15 protein-coding genes are annotated in these 17,781 nt (G+C 61.9%); 7 read left to right on the plus strand and 8 right to left on the minus strand.

Annotated features, from left to right (window positions below; all coding sequences use genetic code 11):
* Positions 1-171: 171 nt before the first annotated feature.
* Both ACOZ9V_RS14520 and ACOZ9V_RS14525 read left to right on the plus strand, forming a co-directional pair.
* Complete coding sequence (locus tag ACOZ9V_RS14520; RefSeq protein ID WP_434591144.1) at positions 172-447, plus strand: hypothetical protein; 276 nt, start codon at positions 172-174, stop codon at positions 445-447.
* A gap of 14 nt (positions 448-461) precedes the next feature.
* A complete protein-coding gene (locus tag ACOZ9V_RS14525) occupies positions 462-881 on the plus strand; it encodes a DUF6098 family protein (protein ID WP_229664203.1) in 420 nt (139 codons plus the stop codon).
* A gap of 65 nt (positions 882-946) precedes the next feature.
* On the opposite strand, the gene ACOZ9V_RS14530 is transcribed toward ACOZ9V_RS14525, so the two are convergent.
* Entirely contained in the window at positions 947-1,123 is a 177-nt protein-coding gene (locus ACOZ9V_RS14530) for a hypothetical protein (RefSeq protein ID WP_434591147.1), read from the minus strand.
* A 287-nt stretch (positions 1,124-1,410) separates the two neighbouring features.
* Here ACOZ9V_RS14530 and ACOZ9V_RS14535 point away from each other — a divergent pair, with 287 nt between their 5' ends.
* The gene (locus ACOZ9V_RS14535) at positions 1,411-2,157 is read left to right on the plus strand and encodes a GAF and ANTAR domain-containing protein (RefSeq protein WP_434591150.1); all 747 of its coding nucleotides are present in this window, start codon (positions 1,411-1,413) and stop codon (positions 2,155-2,157) included.
* A 103-nt stretch (positions 2,158-2,260) separates the two neighbouring features.
* Positions 2,261-2,491, plus strand: a complete 231-nt coding sequence (locus ACOZ9V_RS14540) for a hypothetical protein (protein WP_139468339.1) — start codon at positions 2,261-2,263, stop codon at positions 2,489-2,491.
* A 12-nt stretch (positions 2,492-2,503) separates the two neighbouring features.
* Here ACOZ9V_RS14540 and ACOZ9V_RS14545 read toward each other — a convergent pair whose 3' ends face one another.
* The gene (locus ACOZ9V_RS14545) at positions 2,504-3,472 is read right to left on the minus strand and encodes an ABC transporter substrate-binding protein (protein WP_219922485.1); all 969 of its coding nucleotides are present in this window, start codon (positions 3,470-3,472) and stop codon (positions 2,504-2,506) included.
* 185 nt (positions 3,473-3,657) lie between these two features.
* Here ACOZ9V_RS14545 and ACOZ9V_RS14550 point away from each other — a divergent pair, with 185 nt between their 5' ends.
* A complete protein-coding gene (locus ACOZ9V_RS14550) occupies positions 3,658-4,383 on the plus strand; it encodes a helix-turn-helix domain-containing protein (RefSeq protein WP_181272137.1) in 726 nt (241 codons plus the stop codon).
* A 55-nt stretch (positions 4,384-4,438) separates the two neighbouring features.
* Here ACOZ9V_RS14550 and ACOZ9V_RS14555 read toward each other — a convergent pair whose 3' ends face one another.
* The 5 genes from ACOZ9V_RS14555 to ACOZ9V_RS14575 are packed head-to-tail and all read right to left on the minus strand — an operon-like array spanning position 4,439 to position 10,709.
* Positions 4,439-6,238, minus strand: a complete 1,800-nt coding sequence (locus ACOZ9V_RS14555; protein ID WP_434591155.1) for an ABC transporter ATP-binding protein — start codon at positions 6,236-6,238, stop codon at positions 4,439-4,441.
* Positions 6,238-7,155, minus strand: a complete 918-nt coding sequence (locus tag ACOZ9V_RS14560) for an ABC transporter permease (protein ID WP_219922484.1) — start codon at positions 7,153-7,155, stop codon at positions 6,238-6,240. Before ACOZ9V_RS14560 ends, ACOZ9V_RS14555 begins: the two co-directional genes overlap by 1 nt.
* Positions 7,152-8,105 carry an ABC transporter permease gene (locus ACOZ9V_RS14565; protein WP_434591159.1) on the minus strand — a complete coding sequence of 318 codons (954 nt, stop codon included), beginning with the start codon at positions 8,103-8,105 and terminating at the stop codon, positions 7,152-7,154. Before ACOZ9V_RS14565 ends, ACOZ9V_RS14560 begins: the two co-directional genes overlap by 4 nt.
* Position 8,106: 1 nt before the next feature.
* Entirely contained in the window at positions 8,107-9,654 is a 1,548-nt protein-coding gene (locus ACOZ9V_RS14570) for an ABC transporter substrate-binding protein (RefSeq protein ID WP_434591162.1), read from the minus strand.
* Positions 9,655-9,665: 11 nt separating this feature from the next.
* Positions 9,666-10,709 (minus strand): TetR family transcriptional regulator, encoded by a 1,044-nt coding sequence (locus tag ACOZ9V_RS14575; protein WP_434591165.1) that lies wholly within the window; start codon positions 10,707-10,709, stop codon positions 9,666-9,668.
* A 176-nt stretch (positions 10,710-10,885) separates the two neighbouring features.
* Here ACOZ9V_RS14575 and ACOZ9V_RS14580 point away from each other — a divergent pair, with 176 nt between their 5' ends.
* On the plus strand, positions 10,886-12,628 hold the full coding sequence (locus ACOZ9V_RS14580; protein ID WP_434591168.1) for a stealth family protein: 1,743 nt from the start codon (positions 10,886-10,888) through the stop codon (positions 12,626-12,628).
* Between the two features lie 30 nt (positions 12,629-12,658).
* On the opposite strand, the gene ACOZ9V_RS14585 is transcribed toward ACOZ9V_RS14580, so the two are convergent.
* Positions 12,659-14,125 carry a polysaccharide pyruvyl transferase family protein gene (locus ACOZ9V_RS14585; RefSeq protein ID WP_434591170.1) on the minus strand — a complete coding sequence of 489 codons (1,467 nt, stop codon included), beginning with the start codon at positions 14,123-14,125 and terminating at the stop codon, positions 12,659-12,661.
* Between the two features lie 215 nt (positions 14,126-14,340).
* Here ACOZ9V_RS14585 and ACOZ9V_RS14590 point away from each other — a divergent pair, with 215 nt between their 5' ends.
* Positions 14,341-17,754 carry a CDP-glycerol glycerophosphotransferase family protein gene (locus tag ACOZ9V_RS14590; protein ID WP_229664206.1) on the plus strand — a complete coding sequence of 1,138 codons (3,414 nt, stop codon included), beginning with the start codon at positions 14,341-14,343 and terminating at the stop codon, positions 17,752-17,754.
* The last annotated feature ends 27 nt before the right edge of the window (positions 17,755-17,781 follow it).

Here is a 17,781-nt window from a genome sequence, read left to right on the forward strand (position 1 = left end):
ACGGGCAGGTGAGGCATCGGTCCTATTGCCGTGTCACCGCACTGTACGTATAGTTCGAGCAGGTCAAGAAGTCGGCCCTCTCCTTTGTGAGGTACGGGTATGTCCAATAGTCTTGACGGTCGAAGCGAAACGCCGGTCGACCGTCTTCGAGTCGCCGAACTTCCGACGGGAATGGACGAAGCCGACTCCTACTCCGTCATCGATGATCGGGAAGCAGCCGCTTTTGAGCTTCGTCTCGCCGGTGACGTGGTTGCGGCGCTGCACTACACACTCGATGAAGAGAATCAGCAGGCCGTCTTCGTCTACTGCGAGATCGAGGAGACGCTGGCCGCCGCACAACATTGCAGGGTGCTCTTGACAACGGCAACCGAAGCCGCGGAAAGCCGAGGAATGTCGGTGTCAGTGACCTGGCCGGTGGCCCTCAAGGTGAGAGAGGTTTCGCACTGATGTCGGAGAGACTCATGCTTGACAGCCTGGACACGATCGAAGAGCTCGCAACGTCCGGACGACCGCTCTATGTCCGCTATTCGGAAGGCTATGAGAGTGACACTCAGGGCGGGAGCATCGACTTCGAGTCGGGTCTCGAGCTGCCCGGCCTGGCCGTCAATCCTCTGACCCCTGAAGACTGGTGGACCCGCCCGCTGGGCGATTGGCTGGCTCGCCAGCTCTGCCAGTACAAGCATCTCCAGGAGAAAAACCCCGACCGCTTCGCCTGGATACTCACCGGAGAGCAGGTCGGGCGTGGTCCTGACTGCGAACCGCTGCTCGTCGAGGTAGAACCGATCGCCCGCCTTTCCCCGAGGCTGCTCGACGAAGCGGAGAAGCGCTACCGGCGGAATTTCGACGCGGAGAAGGGTCCCGAGGACTCGGAACCCGCATAGGAGGATTCCTCAGCAGCGAGGGCCCGACACCTGGTCATCAGGTCTCGGGCCCTGACTTTCACCTCTCAGTAGTGTGCGGGCGGGTCGCTCGCGGGGAACGATTCTTCCTCCCACTCATCCACCAATTCATCCTCGTGCTGCTTCGACGCGGAATCCGTACCGGGCTTTTCCGCAACATCGTCTTTGGCTTCCTCGGGGACCTTTGTCGGTTCATTCTCGTCTTCGCTGTGAACACTCATCACGATCTTCCTTCCTCCATCGAGTGTATGAACCCATGCTGACACTGTTTCAGGCGGCTCGGTAGGGGTGTTGCCCGGTATGCCGATCGTGTCATCGTGTCCCAGCCTGACCGCCTGAACAATTGCCCGGAACCGATTTTGGGCATATCACCAGCCTTGAGTAAGATATTGCAAGGTCAAGCAGGCGGCCTCCAGATGTGAGGACCCCTGATTGTGTATCGCCTTCCCCTTCACCCGCAGATTCTCGCGCGGACCATCCATGCCAGCGGCTCAGAACTGAACCGCAGACGTTGAAGGACACCGTTGCTGCGTCCGACCCCCACCGCGAATCGGTCGCAGAACTCCTCATCAGACTCCTTGCCTCAGAAGACGAGCTCGGCAGCTTCGTGGATGAGCTCGCATTCATGGCCGCCGCCGAAATCGGTCAGGACTCTCAGGTCTCGTGCGGGATCATGTTGGTCCGCAACAGACGCAGCACCATTGTCTGCGGCAGCGACGACGCAGCGAGACGATTCGAAGACATCCACACCTACCTCGGAACGGGACCGCGTGTGGAGGCGAAGAAGACCGGTGCGATCATCTGCGTCGAGGACGCCGAGGAAGAGAAGCGCTGGCGAGACTTCATGGAGATCGCTGTGCTTCACGATCTGCGAAGCTTGGTGGCGGTCCCGCTCGGCATCGACGACACTGCGCAAGCGGTCATAACCTTCTACGCCATGCAACCCCACAGCTTCGGGGAGCCGACGCTGTCGGCCGTGCAGAGATTCGTGGAACCGGTGAAGAGGTCGTTGCGAGTGGCGGTCCGAACCGCCCGCTTCGCCGAGGCAGCCGAACACCGACAGCGGGCGATGGAATCGCGCACCGTCATCGACGTGGCCATCGGAATCACGATGGCCCAGGCGGCCTGCAGCCAGGATGAAGCTGTCACCATTCTCAAGAGGGCCTCATCGCATCGCAATATCAAACTGCGCACGCTCGCCGGAGAACTCGTCAACTCACTCGGTCAGCCCGAGCCGATCACGCCGTTCACCGAGTGAGTGACCGGCCTTCCAGCGGATTGTCGAAATGTTCGGTCGACGCACTCGAGACCACCCCGTAGACTGATTCTTCATCCGCGCACTCCAGCGAAAGGTGATCCGAATGTCAACCGACGACAACAGCACCGACGGCAGCACCGCCGACAGCATGCGCAAGGCAACGGAGAATCTCGACCACGAAGCCGGAGGCGCACCTTCGTCCGAGTATCTCGACAAGGTCGACCCCGACGACTTCGGCCGGAAAGACGAGACCGGCGATGATGAGAATCGCGAGGACGAGGAGAACGCCGACGAGGAGGACGAGCCGGCTGATACGCCGCCGACAGATCGCTGAACGCCTTCGTCGTCACTGCGTCGCGGGGAACATCTCCTCAACGATGTCGAGCAGAGCCATCGCCTCGTCATAGTCGCCGCGCATCGACCAGTACGGGAGATCGTGGACCTGACCGGATTCGAAAGCTGGGATGCGATCGTACGGCGTTTCGTCCTTGAGGTCGTCGACGCCGATGCTCGCATTATTGAAGCCGACCACGAAGACCGTCTCGGAGCGAAGAACATCAGGCAGCACCTCGAGCGAGGGCCCGAACATGTCTCCGCCCGCAGTGTAGGGTTCGATGTCGTTCTCTTCGAACAGCGGAGCAGTCGTGAAGCCGAGCGGTTTCAGCTCCGCCGACAGGCTCTTGTCCTCGATGAGGATATAGGGAGTGTCCTTGCTGTCGAGCGTGAGGATGGAGATCTCTCCCTCGGGGATTGAGATGGTGTCCTTCACCTCGGCAACTCGGTCCTCATAGGCTGACTCGAACTTCTCATAGTCCGCCTGTCGGCCCAACACGTCGGAGGCAATGAAGGAGAACTGGTCCTGCCAGGTCTGCTTGTCTCCTGATACGAGTACCGTGGGCGCCACTTCCTGCAGTCTGTCGTAAGAGTCGGTCGCGTGCTTGAGTGGGAATCCGATCCCTCCGGCGATGATGAGGTCGGGCTCGGCCTCGATGATGGCTTCGAGATCGAATCCATCGTTGCTCCACGGCAGGAACTCAGTCCCCTGCGCCTCAGCCTTCTCAGCCCAGAACGGTGAGAACTCCCCGTCGGTTTCCGTGACCTCGGGAGTCGTTCCCACGACCGGCACGTCGAGGTCGAAGAGATAACCGGCGAGAGCGTAGTTGAGCACAACCACCCGCTGCGGATCGGCCGGGACCTCGACCCTGCCCTGTTCGGTCGCGACCGTACGGGTCTCCGATCCGTTCGCCGAGGGACCAGTCTCGGACGTATTCGTGGGACCTGCACAGGCGGTGATGAGCAGAAGACTTGCACCCATGAAGAGCGCACTGATTCGACGGAGCAGGGACATTGACTACCTCGATTGACGGGTACGGACTAGACTCGAAGAACATAGCCCAGCCTAACCAAAGTTCTCGTCTCACTTACGACAAAGGCGACATCATCACCCGACCAACACGACACGCTCGTCTGCGACGAGACGACAGCGGGACGGAACGACCAGTGCTCCTCACCGGGCATGATTGGCACAGCCATTCATACCCTCTGCTCATCCATGTCATCAGCGGGTCCGTCGACGTCCATCTGCGCGGGCGCAGGTTCGAACCGACGCATCTCGGCCTCGTCTCCGAATCCAGCCTGTGGCTGGGCTCAGGTGTCGACCACTTGGTCACAACGAGATCGGACTCCATCATGCTCGGCCCACGATTGTCACCGCAGACGGAACCGCCCGAAGGGTTCCTCCATATCCGCCGGTCAACCGCCATCCGCGAAACCGCCCTGCTCATCCTCGCCTCGTCTCCGAACAGCGAGGCCGAGCGCCGGCCGCTCAGGGAAGCCCTCGACGCAGAGCTGGGCACCTTCGCCGTCGATGACTTCCCGATTCCGGAACCGCAATACCGCGCAGTCCAAGCGATCGCGAACGACCCCATGAGCCTGATAGTGCCGTTGACCGCCGTCGCCGAGCGACATTCGATGAGCAAACGACACGTCGAACGGATCATCAAAGACGACCTGGGCATGTCTTTCGTGCAGTGGAGGACGCGGAGGCGACTCAACCTTGCTCTGCGCAGAATCCGCGCAGGATTCACAGTTGCGTCCGCTGCCCGATCCGTCGGCTACCTCGGATCCGATGGGCTCATCAGGGCGATCAGTCGCCTCACCCACCTCACCCGCGAAGAGCTCTCCGGCGACCTGGCGGGTGCGGTCGCGGACTCCCGCACAAGGTGACCGATACTCCGGCTATCGCCGCTCGTGGTGACCGCCGGCCTACCGGACAGCCCCCTCAGAACTTCGGCACGTCGGCGATCAGCGCCCGCGTGTACTCGTGCGATGGATCCTCGAGCACCGAGGCGGTTGGTCCGTAGTCGACGATCTTGCCCTTGTTGAGCACCGCGAGGTTGTCGGCGATATGCCGCGACAGCGCGATGTTGTGGGTGACGAAGAGCATCGCCAGCTGACGTTCCTCCCGCAGGGTGCGCAGCAGCGCCACGATCGACGCCTGCACGCTGACGTCGAGTGCCGAGGTGATCTCGTCACAGACCATCACCGACGGCGCGTTGAGCAGCGCTCGAGCAATCGCGGCCCTCTGCCGCTCACCGCCGGAGAGGTCACCGGGACGCCGGTGATAGAACGACCGTCCCAGCCGCACCGAATCGAGTGCTTCCTCGACGGCGGCTTTCCGGCTGGCGGCCGTACCGTTACCGCTCATCTCCAACGGCACCGTCAACGACTGACCGATCGATCGCCGCGGGTTGAGCGAGGAGAAGGGCGACTGGAACACGTATTGGATGCCCACGCGCTGTTCGTTCGTGCGTTTGCGCGTCGACCGTGCAAGCTCCGTTCCCCGCAGCTTCACCGCTCCTTGGTAGTCGTCGTTGAGCCCGGCCACGCACTGTGACAGTGTCGTCTTGCCCGATCCCGATTCGCCGAGCAGCATCGTGCACTCCCCCGGCTCCAGGACCATATTGATCCCGTCGAGGATCTGCGCCTTCCCGTAGGCGAGCGCCACATCCTTGACCTCGAGCAGAGGCGCATTCGCCGAGGCAGACTTGCCCATCTCCTCCACATCGGAGACATCAGAATCAACCGCCGAGGCGGCCGCCACGTCAGCATCGGACCGATCCGATCCCGAGTCGGCGAGCTTCTCCCCCGTCGACACGAGGATATGTGTCTTCTCATCAGCCTCGGCGACGGCTTTCGCTTCCGCGGCCCCGTCGCCGATGGTCTTGCGTCCGGCAAGATCGGGCACAGCCGCCATAAGCATCTTCGTGTACTCATGCTGGGGGCGTTCGAGCACCGCCGACACCGGGCCTTCTTCGACGAGGTCGCCGCGCAGCATCACAGCCACCCGGTCGGAGATGTCCTTGATCACCGCAAGATCGTGGGTGATGTAGAGACCGGCGACGTTGTTCGCCACCGTCATCTGCCGGATCGTGTCGAGCACGACCGACTGCGTGGACACGTCCAGGCCGGTGGTCGGTTCGTCGAGGATGAGCACGTCCGGGTACATGGCGAAGGCCATGGCGATGCCGATGCGCTGCTGCTGACCGCCGGACAGCTGATGCGGCCACCTCTTCTGATAGGCACGATCCCCGGGGAGCCCGACGTCGACGAGCACCTCGGCGACGCGATCAGTTCGCTCACGATCCGAGGCTCCGAAGTCGTGGATGTCGAGGACCTCCCGGATCTGCTCGCCCACGCGCATGGCCGGGTTGAGCGAGAGCGCCGGGTCCTGAGGGATGTACGCGATTCGGGATCCGCGCAGATCGCGCAGGGCCACCTCGTCGAGGTCGCCGACCTCAAGGTGGGTGGCGTCGCCCCGCGGCCAGATGCTCACGGACCCGGACCCGAACTTCAGGCCCTCCCGGAAGTGCCCCATGCAGGCCAGACCAGCCGTGGTCTTACCGGAACCCGACTCCCCCACTAGCCCGAGGATCTCGCCTCGGGACAGGGCGAAGTCGACGCCGTGAAGGATCTCGTCGCCGGCGTTCGTGAGCACGCGCAGGTCGCTGACGCGCAGAACGATCTTCTCGTTCGGTTCGTTCGCATCATCGTGGCGAACGGTCTCTGTCTTCGGGCTCATCATGCCTCCACGGATGTCGATGCGGTGGCTCGGGCGAAGGAGTCCGCGAGCAGGTTGGTGCCGATGGTCAGCAGTGCGATCGCGATGACCGGCAGCAGCACACCCCAAGGTTGGATGGACAGGGCGATTCGGTTCTCGTTGATCATCAGACCCCAGTCGGCCGCGGGCGGCTGCAGACCGAGTCCGAGGAACGACAGCGACGCGATGTAGCCGATCGAATAGGTCAGACGCAGTCCTGCCTCCACGCTCAACGGACCGGTGATGTTAGGGAGCAGCTCACGGATGAGCACCTTCCACCGGGGCATCGCATACATCTCCGCGGCCTTGATGTAGTCCTCGGTGATGACGCCCAGGGTCGCGGACCTCGCGACACGGGCGATGCGTGGTGCGTGGGTGAGGCCGATGACGGTCACGAGCACCCACCCCTGCGGGCCCAACACGGTGATTGCCAGGAGGGCGAACACGAGCTGCGGGATGGCGAGTATGACGTCGTTGAGCCGCATGATCACGGCGTCGAAGGTTCCTCCGACATAGGCGGCGAGCATGCCGATGATCGCACCGACGACCATGCCGAGCGCCGTGGCGAGCACTCCGTAGACGATGAGTGTCACTCCGCCGGCGAGGAACCGGGAGAACACATCGCGGCCGAGGTTGTCCGAGCCGAACAGGCCGTAGGGACTGAACGGCTTCGTGACGAACTCGGTGGCGGTGTTGCCGGTCGCCCAGGGCAGCAGCAGCGGACCGCACAGGGCGAGCGCGACGACGACCACGGTGATGATCAGGCCGATCTTGCCCTGTTTCTGGGCGAGCACCCGCTTGTAGAAGGGAACGTAGGTGGTGGCGGATTCCTTGGGCACCTCAGCGGCATCCGTGGCCGCGGACTTGAGGTCATCAAGGCTGTTGGCGTCGGTGCTCATGCTGCGCTCCTGAGTTTCGGGTTGGTGAGGATGCCGACGACGTCGGCCGCCAGGTTCACCACGACGTAGACGGCGGCGACGAGCATGGAGATCGCCTGGACGACCTGCACGTCACGGTAGGTGACCGCATCGATGAGTGCTTGGCCGAGCCCCGGGTAGCGGAACAGGAACTCGACGACGACCACTCCGCCGGCCAGCCAGGCCAGCTGGATCGCGACGACCTGAGCGACCGGTCCGAGTGCGTGGGGCACGGCGTGGCGCATGATCACGCGCTTCTCCGGGACACCCTTGAGCCTGGCCATCTCGACGAAGCCGGAGTCGAGGACTTCGATCATCGTCGCTCGCATCATCCGCACGATGTAGGGGGTGACGACGAGGACGAGTGTCAGGGTCGGCAGGATGAGCTGCTCCGGCCGGTTCCACACGGGTTCTCCCGGCGGGGCCAGGGTGACGGCCGGCAGGATCTGGAATACCGAAGTGGCGAAGATGGCGATGAGGCCGATGCCGATGACGAACTCGGGCATGGCCGCCAGCACGAGGCTGACCCCGGTCATCGCTTGGTCGCGGCGCTTCCCGCGGTGCAGCGCCTGAAAGACGCCGAGTCCGATGCCCAAGGGGACGGAGATAATCGCGGCCAGTCCCATGAGGATGAAGGAGGCCCCGATCCGATCACCGAGGAGTGCCCCGACGGAACCTCCCGTCGCCGAGGAGGTTCCGAAGTCGCCGACGAAGAGTCCTCCCAGCCAGGTGAAGTACCGCTGCCAGGCGGGTTGGTCGAGTCCCAGCTGTTCGTTCAGGGCCGCGATGCGCTCCGGGGTGGCCTGTTGGCCGAGGATCGCCCGGGCGGCGTCGCCGGGCAGCAACAGGGTGGCGCCGAAGACGAGCAGGGAGACTGCGACGAGGATGAATGCGGAGAAGAGCAGCCGCTTACCGATGACTTTTCCGAACATGTCAGACCTCTCCGATCCATACGCGGTCGAATCTCCAACCGCTCAGGGGTCGTCCTGTTGAGTTGGGGACGAGCCCTCCGACGTACTTCTGGAAGGCGTCGACCTGGTTGGCGAAGCCCCAGACGATGTAGCCGCCTTCGTCGTAGAGCATCTTCTGCAGCTCGTGCTCCAAGTCCCGGCGCTCCCCGGCGTCAGGGATGGCCCGGGCCTTGTCGAAGACCCTGTTGAACTGCGGGTCGTCCCAGTGGGTTTCGTTGAACGGCGACTCCGCCAGGGAACAGGAGATGACCTGCGGCATGAAGTCGCGTGTGTACCAGAAGTCCTGAGCGAAATCCCATTGGAGGTATCCGTCGCCGAAGAACGTTGTCGCATCGACCTTGCGGATCTTGACTCGGATTCCGGCGTCGGCGGCCTGCTGGGCGAAGACCTGGGCGGCTTCGACGGCTCCGGATTGGATGGGGGCGGTGACGAGTTCGACGTCGAGCCCGTCGGGGTAGCCCGCCTCGGCGAGGAGCTTCTTCGCTTTGTCCAGGTCCTGTTTGCGCTGCGGGAATTTCGGGTAGTTCTCGCTCAGCGGACCGAACATGTCGTTGCCCAGGGTGCCGTAGCCGGAGAGCACCTGTTCGATCATCTGCTCTCGGTCGACGACGAGCCGGAAGGCCTGTCGGACCTTGACGTCGTCAAAGGGCTTCTTGTCCACGCGCATGGTGAAGGGCAGCCACATGCCGGTCTTCGAGTTGAGGATGGACATGCGCTCATCGGCGTCGATGACTTCGACGAGGGCGAGTGGGATGCCGGCGATCGCGTCCACCTGGGTCGACAGGAGGGCGTTGATGAGGGCGTCGTCGTCGTTGAAGTTGAGAACCTCCACCTCGTCGAGGTACATCTTGTCGAAGTCGAAATAGTGCTCGTTGGGCACGAGCACCGTCGACTGGGCGGCGGTGAAGGATTTGAGCTTGAACGGTCCCGAGCATACCGGGTTCTCCGGGTCGTAGCCGACAGGGACGATGGCGGCGGTGTATTCGGCGACGGCGTCCTTGAACAGGCCATTGGGTTCGCTGAGGCGGAACTCGACGGTGCGGTCATCTTTGGCGACGACTTTCTCCAGCATGGAGAAGTTCGCGGCCGCAGTCTTCGGATCGTCGGGGTCGTTGATCCGCTCGAAGGTGAACACGACGTCTTCGGAGGTGATCGGCTTGCCGTCGGAGAACTTGATGCCCTCCTTCAGCGTGCACGTCCACACGGTGGAGTCGGAGTTGGCTTTGATCGATTCGGCCAGCAGCGGCACGACCTGGGAGTCGTCGTCCCAGCCGTAGAGGGCGTTGTAGAGGTTGACGGCTCGGCAGACGTCGCCGTTGTTGACGGGGATGTGGGCGTCGACGGTGTCCGCGGAGTTGCCGCCGGTGACTCCGACTCGCAGGGTTCCGCCTTTGACGGGCTTGCCTGCGTCGGCGGCACCGACTTCCCCGCCGCCGCAGGCGCTCAAGCCCGCGACGCCGGCCACGGCAAGGCCCGCGCCCAGCGCTTGTCTTCGGTTCGGTGTGTTCATGTGCCTTCTTCCTAGGACGTCGGTTCGGGTCGACCAGCTGCGGCGACCCGGTCTGACTTCGGGTGTCGGGAGTCGTCGGTGGACGCGTCGTTGTTGAGGATGTGAGCAGCGAGGTAGCTCTCGAGCATGGTCAGTGCCTCGTCATCGGTGATGGGCATGTGCTCGGTGGTGCGGGCAACGCCGAGGCCGTCGATGAAGATCGACAGGGATTTCACCATCAGTGCGGTGTTGCCTTTCCGGATCGTTCCCGTGCGCTGGCCGCCGTCGATGACGGTGGTGATCATGTCCATCCATTCGCCGTAGACGGCGGTGAGGTTCGCACGGGCGCTTTCGTCGGTGGCTGCACGGGCCCAGCATTGGAGCCAGATCGACCACACTCTCCGGATCTTCGGGTCGACTCCGGCATGGATGCGTGCGAAATGACGGAGCACGCCGATGGGGTCGGCGGAATCGTTGAGGTGGCGGGTCTCGGCGATGACATCGAGGGAGTGGCGCAGGGCCGCCTGCAGCAGCTGGTCTTTCGTCCGGAAGTGGTAGTTCACCGCCGAGGCGCTCACCCCGGCCGCATCTGCGACGTCTTCAGTGCGGACCTTGTCGATGCCGAGATCGGCATAGAGGCGCCAGGCCGCAGCAATGATCTTCAGCCGATTGCGAGTGCCCTTCGACATCCAGTCCTGTTCGGAGGCCGGCCCGAGGGCCGCTCCCCCATCGGCTTGCGCCATGCGCGCATCACGCGCGAGATCTTCTGCGGAATCGTCGGCAGGTGATTCGCTGAGAACAGGAGGAACGTCGGCGACCATTGTTCGCCGAGGCGGCCGTGCCGTTCGCCCGGTCGTCAGCCAATCCGTGGTGACCCCGGTGAGTTCGGCGATGTGAGAGATCTCCTCGACCCGGAATTTTCGTGTTCCGGCGAGGGATTTCGACAGTTTGCTCGCGTCGAGGCCGATCTGTCGGGCGACTTCGCTGTGGTTGATTCCCGCGTCTCTGATGGCGATGCGGACACGACTGACCAGCGATTTCGGTGCGCTCTCAGCGCCTTCGCTCGTCGTGACCACCCAAACAGTCTGCACATTAGTTGCGATTTTGGCAAGACTTACTGGGGTTTTGAGTAGTTGATTGTGATGCTCGGGTGTGCCGACGAAGAGCATTTCGCAGACAGCAATCTTGAGGTTCATCAGCAAGTTGATACCCATTTATCGAGCAGGGACGATAGAGTCACATTCAACGAACCTTGGCGGTATCCCCTTATCACTGCCGCCGATCCCCTGATTCCGGTATAACGCAAGGAGGCGTTACCAGGATGTGGTACTCACCGTCGTCGGTGCGTTCGTTTCTCGCCGACAGGTTGACTCCCGAACGCAAGGCCTGGTTCTCTCGAACTCGTCATGGTGAACAGCCCTGGCAGAAACCGGCGTCTCTCAGACGTCGAGATTCGATACCGAGCCGATCCCCGACAAAGCCGTCGACCTTTGACGCTCGTAGCGAACAGACCGAGGCGCTCTCAGCAGTGCGCTCTGCCTTGGCGGATTCCGACATCGAATTCGCTGAGATTCCCCGGCTGAGCCACTTCCGCCCGACTCTGGTCGTCGATGCAGAGAACACCAATGCAGTCGTGTCTGCCTTGCTCGGTCTTCCGAATGAGGGAAACGATGCGAGGGACGGGAATGAAACCTGGTCGGTCCGGTTCCGCAATGTCCGAGGCGCGATGCTGAGCCGACGAACTGCTCGCGAACGCCCGGCCCGGATCGGCAGCGTGACGTGCCTTCGGCGCCTCCGCGCAGTCAACGGCAGAGAACTCACCACCTCGGCGCTGACCATCACAATCGAACTGTGGAAGAAGGTGGGCGATAACGCGCCACGAGCCGACGGGGCCAATCACCTGCCGGGGACTCTGGTCCGACGCCAGAATGATCACTCTCTCACCGTCGACTACATCGAACCGACGGTCTGGCATGCTGCCGTCACCAACAACAGTCGGCTCAGACTGCCGGCACCTCATCTTCGAGTGCTCAGCGAACCGGTCGACGCCGTCTACACCTGGGTCGACGGCTCCGATCCCAAATGGCGCGCGCGGATGCAGGCCGCTCGAGACGGTGCTGACCTGAGAACGAACGCGCCGAGCTCCGTCTCTGACTCTCGGTTCACTTCACGCGATGAACTGCGCTTCTCTCTGCGTTCGCTCGAATACTATGCATCGTGGGTGCGTCGGATCTTCATCGTCACGGACGGGCAGATTCCATCGTGGCTGAACACCGACGATCCGAAGATCACTGTGGTCGACCACCGCGACATCTTCTCCGACCCCAGCGTGCTTCCCGTCTTCAATTCGCACGCCATCGAATCGCAGCTGCATCACATTCCGGGACTGGCCGACCACTACCTCTACCTCAATGACGACTGCTTCTTCCTCCGCCCGACCGACCCGGAGCTGTTCTTCACCGCGAACGGCCTGACCCGGCACTTTCCCTCGGCAGTGCCCGTCGATATCGGCAGTTGGACCCCCCGGGACCTCCCCATCATCTCAGCGGCGAAGCGAGGGAGGGACTACGTTCTCGAGAAGTACGGTCACACAATCACCCATCGGTTCAAACACACCCCTCACCCACAGCTGCGAACGGTTCTTGAGGCGATGGAATCCGAAGAGCCCGATCTGTTCGCCACTGTCGCGGCGTCACCTTTCCGTGCTCCGGAAGATGTCTCCATCCCGTCATCCCTGCACCACTTCGATGCGTTTGCAAGAGGCATGTCCGTGGAAGGACGCATCGGGTATCAGTTCGTCGACCTCGCCGAGGAGGACCTCGAGCTGCGGTTGCTCAGAGTCGCCCGACGTACCGATCTGGATGTCTTCTGCCTCAATGAGACCGACCTGCCGGAAGGCTCTGAGGAAAGAGTCGATCAGCTCGTGGCTCGTTTCTTCGATGATCGTTTCCCGGTACCGTCAAGCTTCGAGAACGACCGGCCCTCGAATAGTTAGAAGCCGTGAGGCCGCAGACCGGTAGTGGTCTCATCTGGGACGACGCCGACCGATCATATTCTTCACGCTGAGTGGAATTCCCAAAAGTTTGTTGAGCCTCCGGTCGGTCCGATTCGCCGTGGCGCGGACTTCTGCCGCCGACGCCTGTGACCTCTTCAAGGCGGCTTCGGTCCTCGCAAGTCGTTTCTCAAGGTCACGTACACGCTTCTCGAGCTCGGCAGACCCGCCTGACCCGGTCCCGGATTTCAGCCCTTTCTGGGTCTTCTTGAGGGCAAGGTAGCGCTGCTGCAGCACTACGGCCATACGGACGAACTCCGGTGGACGATCCTGCCACAGACTCGTCTGCGGTTCGGGGAACTCAGTGGCGTCGAGTCGGCGACCGTAGTCGGCCAGGGCCTCTTCCTGGCCGGGTTCGTAGATGTGCGAGAAACCGTTGGCGTGGATGAAGTCAGCCAGTCGGTCGAATCGTTCAGGCTGGCCGCGGTTGAATTCGGAGAAGTCGGCCCTCTCGTAGAGTTCGGCGACCGTCAGCGGTGCTTCCTCCACGGTCAGGTCGATGGCCGGAACACCGTGGTATCTCGACAGTTCAAGCGTCCGACCGTCATGAGCGAGGACGATTCCGGGAGTGCCGGCGAGGATGCCTGCGACGTTTCCGTGGATGCGGGGTCCGAACGAGAAGCTCAGCTCACCCATCCTGCGCATCCACTCTGGAGCATCCAGCTGGAACTGGGCCTTCTTCTCCGTGAACTGAGGATGGCTCCGGTCGAGGGGCAGACTTCGATCATGCCCCTGGTAGGGGTCAGTGCCCCACAACATGAACTCCAGCGTGGCGAGATCCTGTGGCATATACGTGGCGTCGTAGTTCGACTCTGCGTCGCGGATGAGTTCTCTGCCGAAGGGATTGTTCGTCTGCAGGTTGTAGGCGATCGGCGATCCCGACGGCAGCGCGTCGGGTTTGTCCACCCGATGCCCGCGACCGTTCATCGTCATGGAGGGACACCCGACCACGATGACGTCCTTGAAACCGAGGGACTTGAGGTACTCCGCGGTCAGCTCTCCCCGCACTGTCAGCGCGCTGGATTTCTCCAAAACCGCCTTGGCGAATCGTCTGACCGTCGGTTCGATCTTCTTCAGCGCGGCGGGGTCGCCGTCGAGCGGAAGCTGAGCTCCGCCGGAGAGCATCAGGAAAGGGATTGTCAGTTTTTCGATGAAGTCGGTGGTGCGAGCCAGCTCTGCCTCGAACCCCGGTCGGAAGGCGTTGGCAAGCGGCAGAATGAAACCGTCGTACTCGTCATTGACCTTCGGCGCCATCGCGCCGTTGATCTTGTAGCGATTCGCGTCGACCACGGTGTCTGCTGTCGAGAACAGTTTGTGAGCGGCCATGCCGAAGATCAGGTTGCCGTTGTTTCGCCCGATGGTATTGCGATCGAGCGTATCGAAACCGTCGAAGACCTCGAACGGAGTCTTGCCCAGACGCATCAGAAATCGCTTACTCATGTGCACGCCACCATTGGTCGTCGGTTGAGAGACGTCTTTGCCCTCGAGGCACACCCTAGTCCCTACCGATGGCTCGGGCCACCGTGGTCGAAACTCAGAGCTCTCCCACTTCGGTCGAATGTATTCGGCATCGCCTCCTGCCGGATGGGACGATGTGGACCTAGACTGGGACTGCGTGGAACATACCCGACAACGATGTTTTGGAGGAATCCACAGTGGAGTTGAGGAACCTCTTCGCCCGCTCGGCGATCAGAGTTCTGGGGACAGCCAGACGGACATTGAAGAAGGCGACGCGTACCTCAGCACGAACTCCCGCCTCCGGACCGGTGAACTCTGCCGGACTGGCTTCGCTCGACCTCGTTCAGGCCCAGAACCTGCTCCACATCGACCTCGCACCAGCCTCACCCGTCGTCCCGAGCGGACTGTGGGTGGAACATGACGAGGATCTGCACCGCATCGGCTCGCTGGAAGAGGTGGACTCCGACGCCGACGATAGCGGTGGCGCGGCTGTTCGAACGGCGACCATCGACCTCGATTCACTCATTGAGAACCTGTCCGACTGGACTTCGCCTCCGCCGCCAGGCGCCGATGGTGATGAGACAGCCGGATTCGTCCTGCGACTCTACGTCGAATATGCCGACTACGACGTGGACGAGATGCCGAGTTCCACCCTCGAGACCTCAAACGACGGCACGACTGTCGCTTTGGTCCGGCTCGGACGAGCCACAAGCACTCGCACTGAGAATCTCGCCTACCGTCGAGTCGGTTACCGCGATTGCTATCCGCTGGTCAACCGCAATGGTCACATCGCCATCGAGGTGGATCGTCCTCACCGCCCCTTTGCCGACGTTCGGAATGAGGGGCTGACGATCCGTGACGGCAGGCTTGAAATCGAGGGCCGGGTCATCGCACGGGGAACCGAATACTCAGACGCAACCCTCGTCGTGGTGGGCCGAACCTCGGGATTCCGTGCCACTGCCGACGTCGAACTCGCTCCCAATGACGAGCTGTCGGAACGACGCTTTGGACTCAACTACTACAGGTTCTCCGCAGCTCTCGACTTCAACGACCTCGTCGACGAGATCAGCGACGACAATGCCGACTTGTACCTCGACCTCGCCCCGGTCCTCGGCGATGAGCCCAAGCGCGCGCGAATCGGGAAGAGCCGTTACCTGGTCCGCTTCGGCACCACCGGCAGCACAGTGTCCTCCGGCAACAAGACCGTTTCCATCATTCCGTACTACACGTTCAAGGCGAAGTATCCGTCACTCCACCTCGAGACTTTCAACGCCTCTGCCTTTGACTATATGCATCGTCTGGTGGCAAACCGGCGGTCCTGGAATCCTCCGAAGTCGTCTGATCGCAAACCCGTCTGGTTGATCGGCGAACTGCCGTATAAGGCACAGGACAACGGACTCCAGTTCTTCCGATACATGCGGGACGAACATCCCGAAGTCGATGCCTACTACGTCATCGAGCCGGACTCCCCCGAACGGGTCAACCTCGACGGCTACGACAACGTCATCGACTTCCGTTCACATGACCACATCCAAGTGGCGCTTGCCGCCGACAAGATCATCGGAACCCACCACCCAGACTTCCTCTACCCGACGAGGGAGCCACAATTCGAGAGAGCGCTGCGGGCCGATAAGGTCTTTCTGCAGCACGGAGTCACCGCCGCCAAGTGGATGGTGCCCAACTACGGACGATACGTGCGTGGGTTCGACGTCGATCTCATCACCGTCTGCTCCGAACGAGAGAAGGAATTCTTCGTCAAGGATTTCGGCTATGCCCCTGAGCAGGTGGCAGTGACCGGCTTTGCCCGGTTCGATGCACTATTGGCAGACGACGTCGACGTCAATCCCGACCAGCTGATGATCATGCCGACCTGGCGTCCGTGGTTGCAGGACCCAGAGCGTTTCGTCGAGTCCGACTATTTTCAGAGATGGAAGTCCCTGCTGACCAGTGACCGATTGCGCGCCCTGATCGAAAAGTACGATCTCACACCGATCTTCTGTCTGCACCCGAACATGCAGCAGTTCAGTTCGCACTTCGATGGCCTCGGCATCCGAATCGTCGTCCAAGGCGAGATCGACGTCCAGCTGCTGCTCAAACAGAGCTCGATGCTCGTCACCGACTATTCGAGCGTCGCATTCGACTTCGCGTTCCTCCACAAACCCGTCGTCTACTACCAATTCGACGACCACCGCTTCGCCCAACCGCATGCGGACCCGGTGGCAGAATTCCCCGGACCTGTTGTCGCCGAAGAGGCTCGGGTCCTCGACGCGGTCGAGAGTGCGTATGAGTCTGGTGGGGCAATGGCTCCCGATTTCCGCAGGCGCGCCGACAGGTTCTTGGCTCACAGAGACACCTCCAGCCGAGAGCGCATCTTCGAAGCGATTCAGAACTCGACGAAACCTGATATCACCATGGCCGATCGGGTCCAAAGCGAAACGGCACAGTCGGTCTACCGGGTCGCGCGGAGAAACAGGTACTACCTGCCGGTGATGAAGCGACTCTACAAGCTGATGCGTCTGGCTCCGCTCGACGAGCAGACGATCGTCTTCGAGACCGGGCAGGGGAAGCAGTACGCCGACAGTCCTCGGGCAATCCACGAGGAACTCATCCGACAGGGCGACACCCGACGAAAGGTGTGGATCTACCATAAGCGACTTCCCGTGACCGACCAGCACACAACGGTGGTCAAGCGTCACTCCCCCGCCTTCTTCTGGCATCTCGCGACGGCGAAGTACTGGATCAACAACCACAACTTCCCCAACTACATTCACCGCAGGGATCAAGGCGTGTACATCCAGACCTGGCACGGGACACCGCTGAAGCGGATGTTCCTCGACCAGGACAATTTCTACGGCCGCGATCCAGGGTATGTCGACCGTGTCAAAGAAGCATCGGCACAGTGGAATGCCTTGGTGTCTCCGTCGCCCTACGCCACCAAGGCAATGCGATCGTCCTATGGATACACAGGCGAGGTCTATGAACTGGGGTACCCGAGAAACGACGTCTTGAGAGGTCCGGACACGGATGAGATCAGGGCCGGCGTCCGCCGTCGTCTCTCGATACCCCGGGAGCGCACCGTCGTGCTCTACGCGCCGACCTTCCGCGATGACCAGCCCACAACCCGAGGCCGCTTCGCATTCCAGTGGCCCTTCGATCCGCAGGACTTCGTGGAACGATTCGGCGACGACGTCACCCTCCTCGTTCGCACCCACTTCCTCATTAATACGAAGCTCGAAATACCGGAGGAGCTGAAGGCCCACATCATCGATGTCAGCGGATTCCCCGACATCAATGAGCTCTTCCTGGCCAGCGACATGCTGGTCACCGACTACTCCTCGTCGTTCTTCGACTATTCGGTCCTCGAGCGTCCCATCATCTTCTTTGCCTATGATCTCGAGAACTACCGGGACAATCTGCGCGGTTTCTATCTCGACTACGAAACGGAGCTGCCTGGACCGGTGGCCACAACATCGGCAGCGCTGTTCGCCGAAATCGACAGAGCATCCTCGGTGACGGAAGAGGACAGAGAACGACTGCGATCGTTTGCGAAACAGTACGCCCCCAACGATGACGGACACGCGGCAGCGCGAGTCATCGATCAACTTCTGTAGGACCGCGGGCAACGGCCCGGGCACGAT

The organism is Brevibacterium sp. 1718 (assembly GCF_051131255.1).
GTDB classification, from domain to species: domain Bacteria; phylum Actinomycetota; class Actinomycetes; order Actinomycetales; family Brevibacteriaceae; genus Brevibacterium; species Brevibacterium sediminis.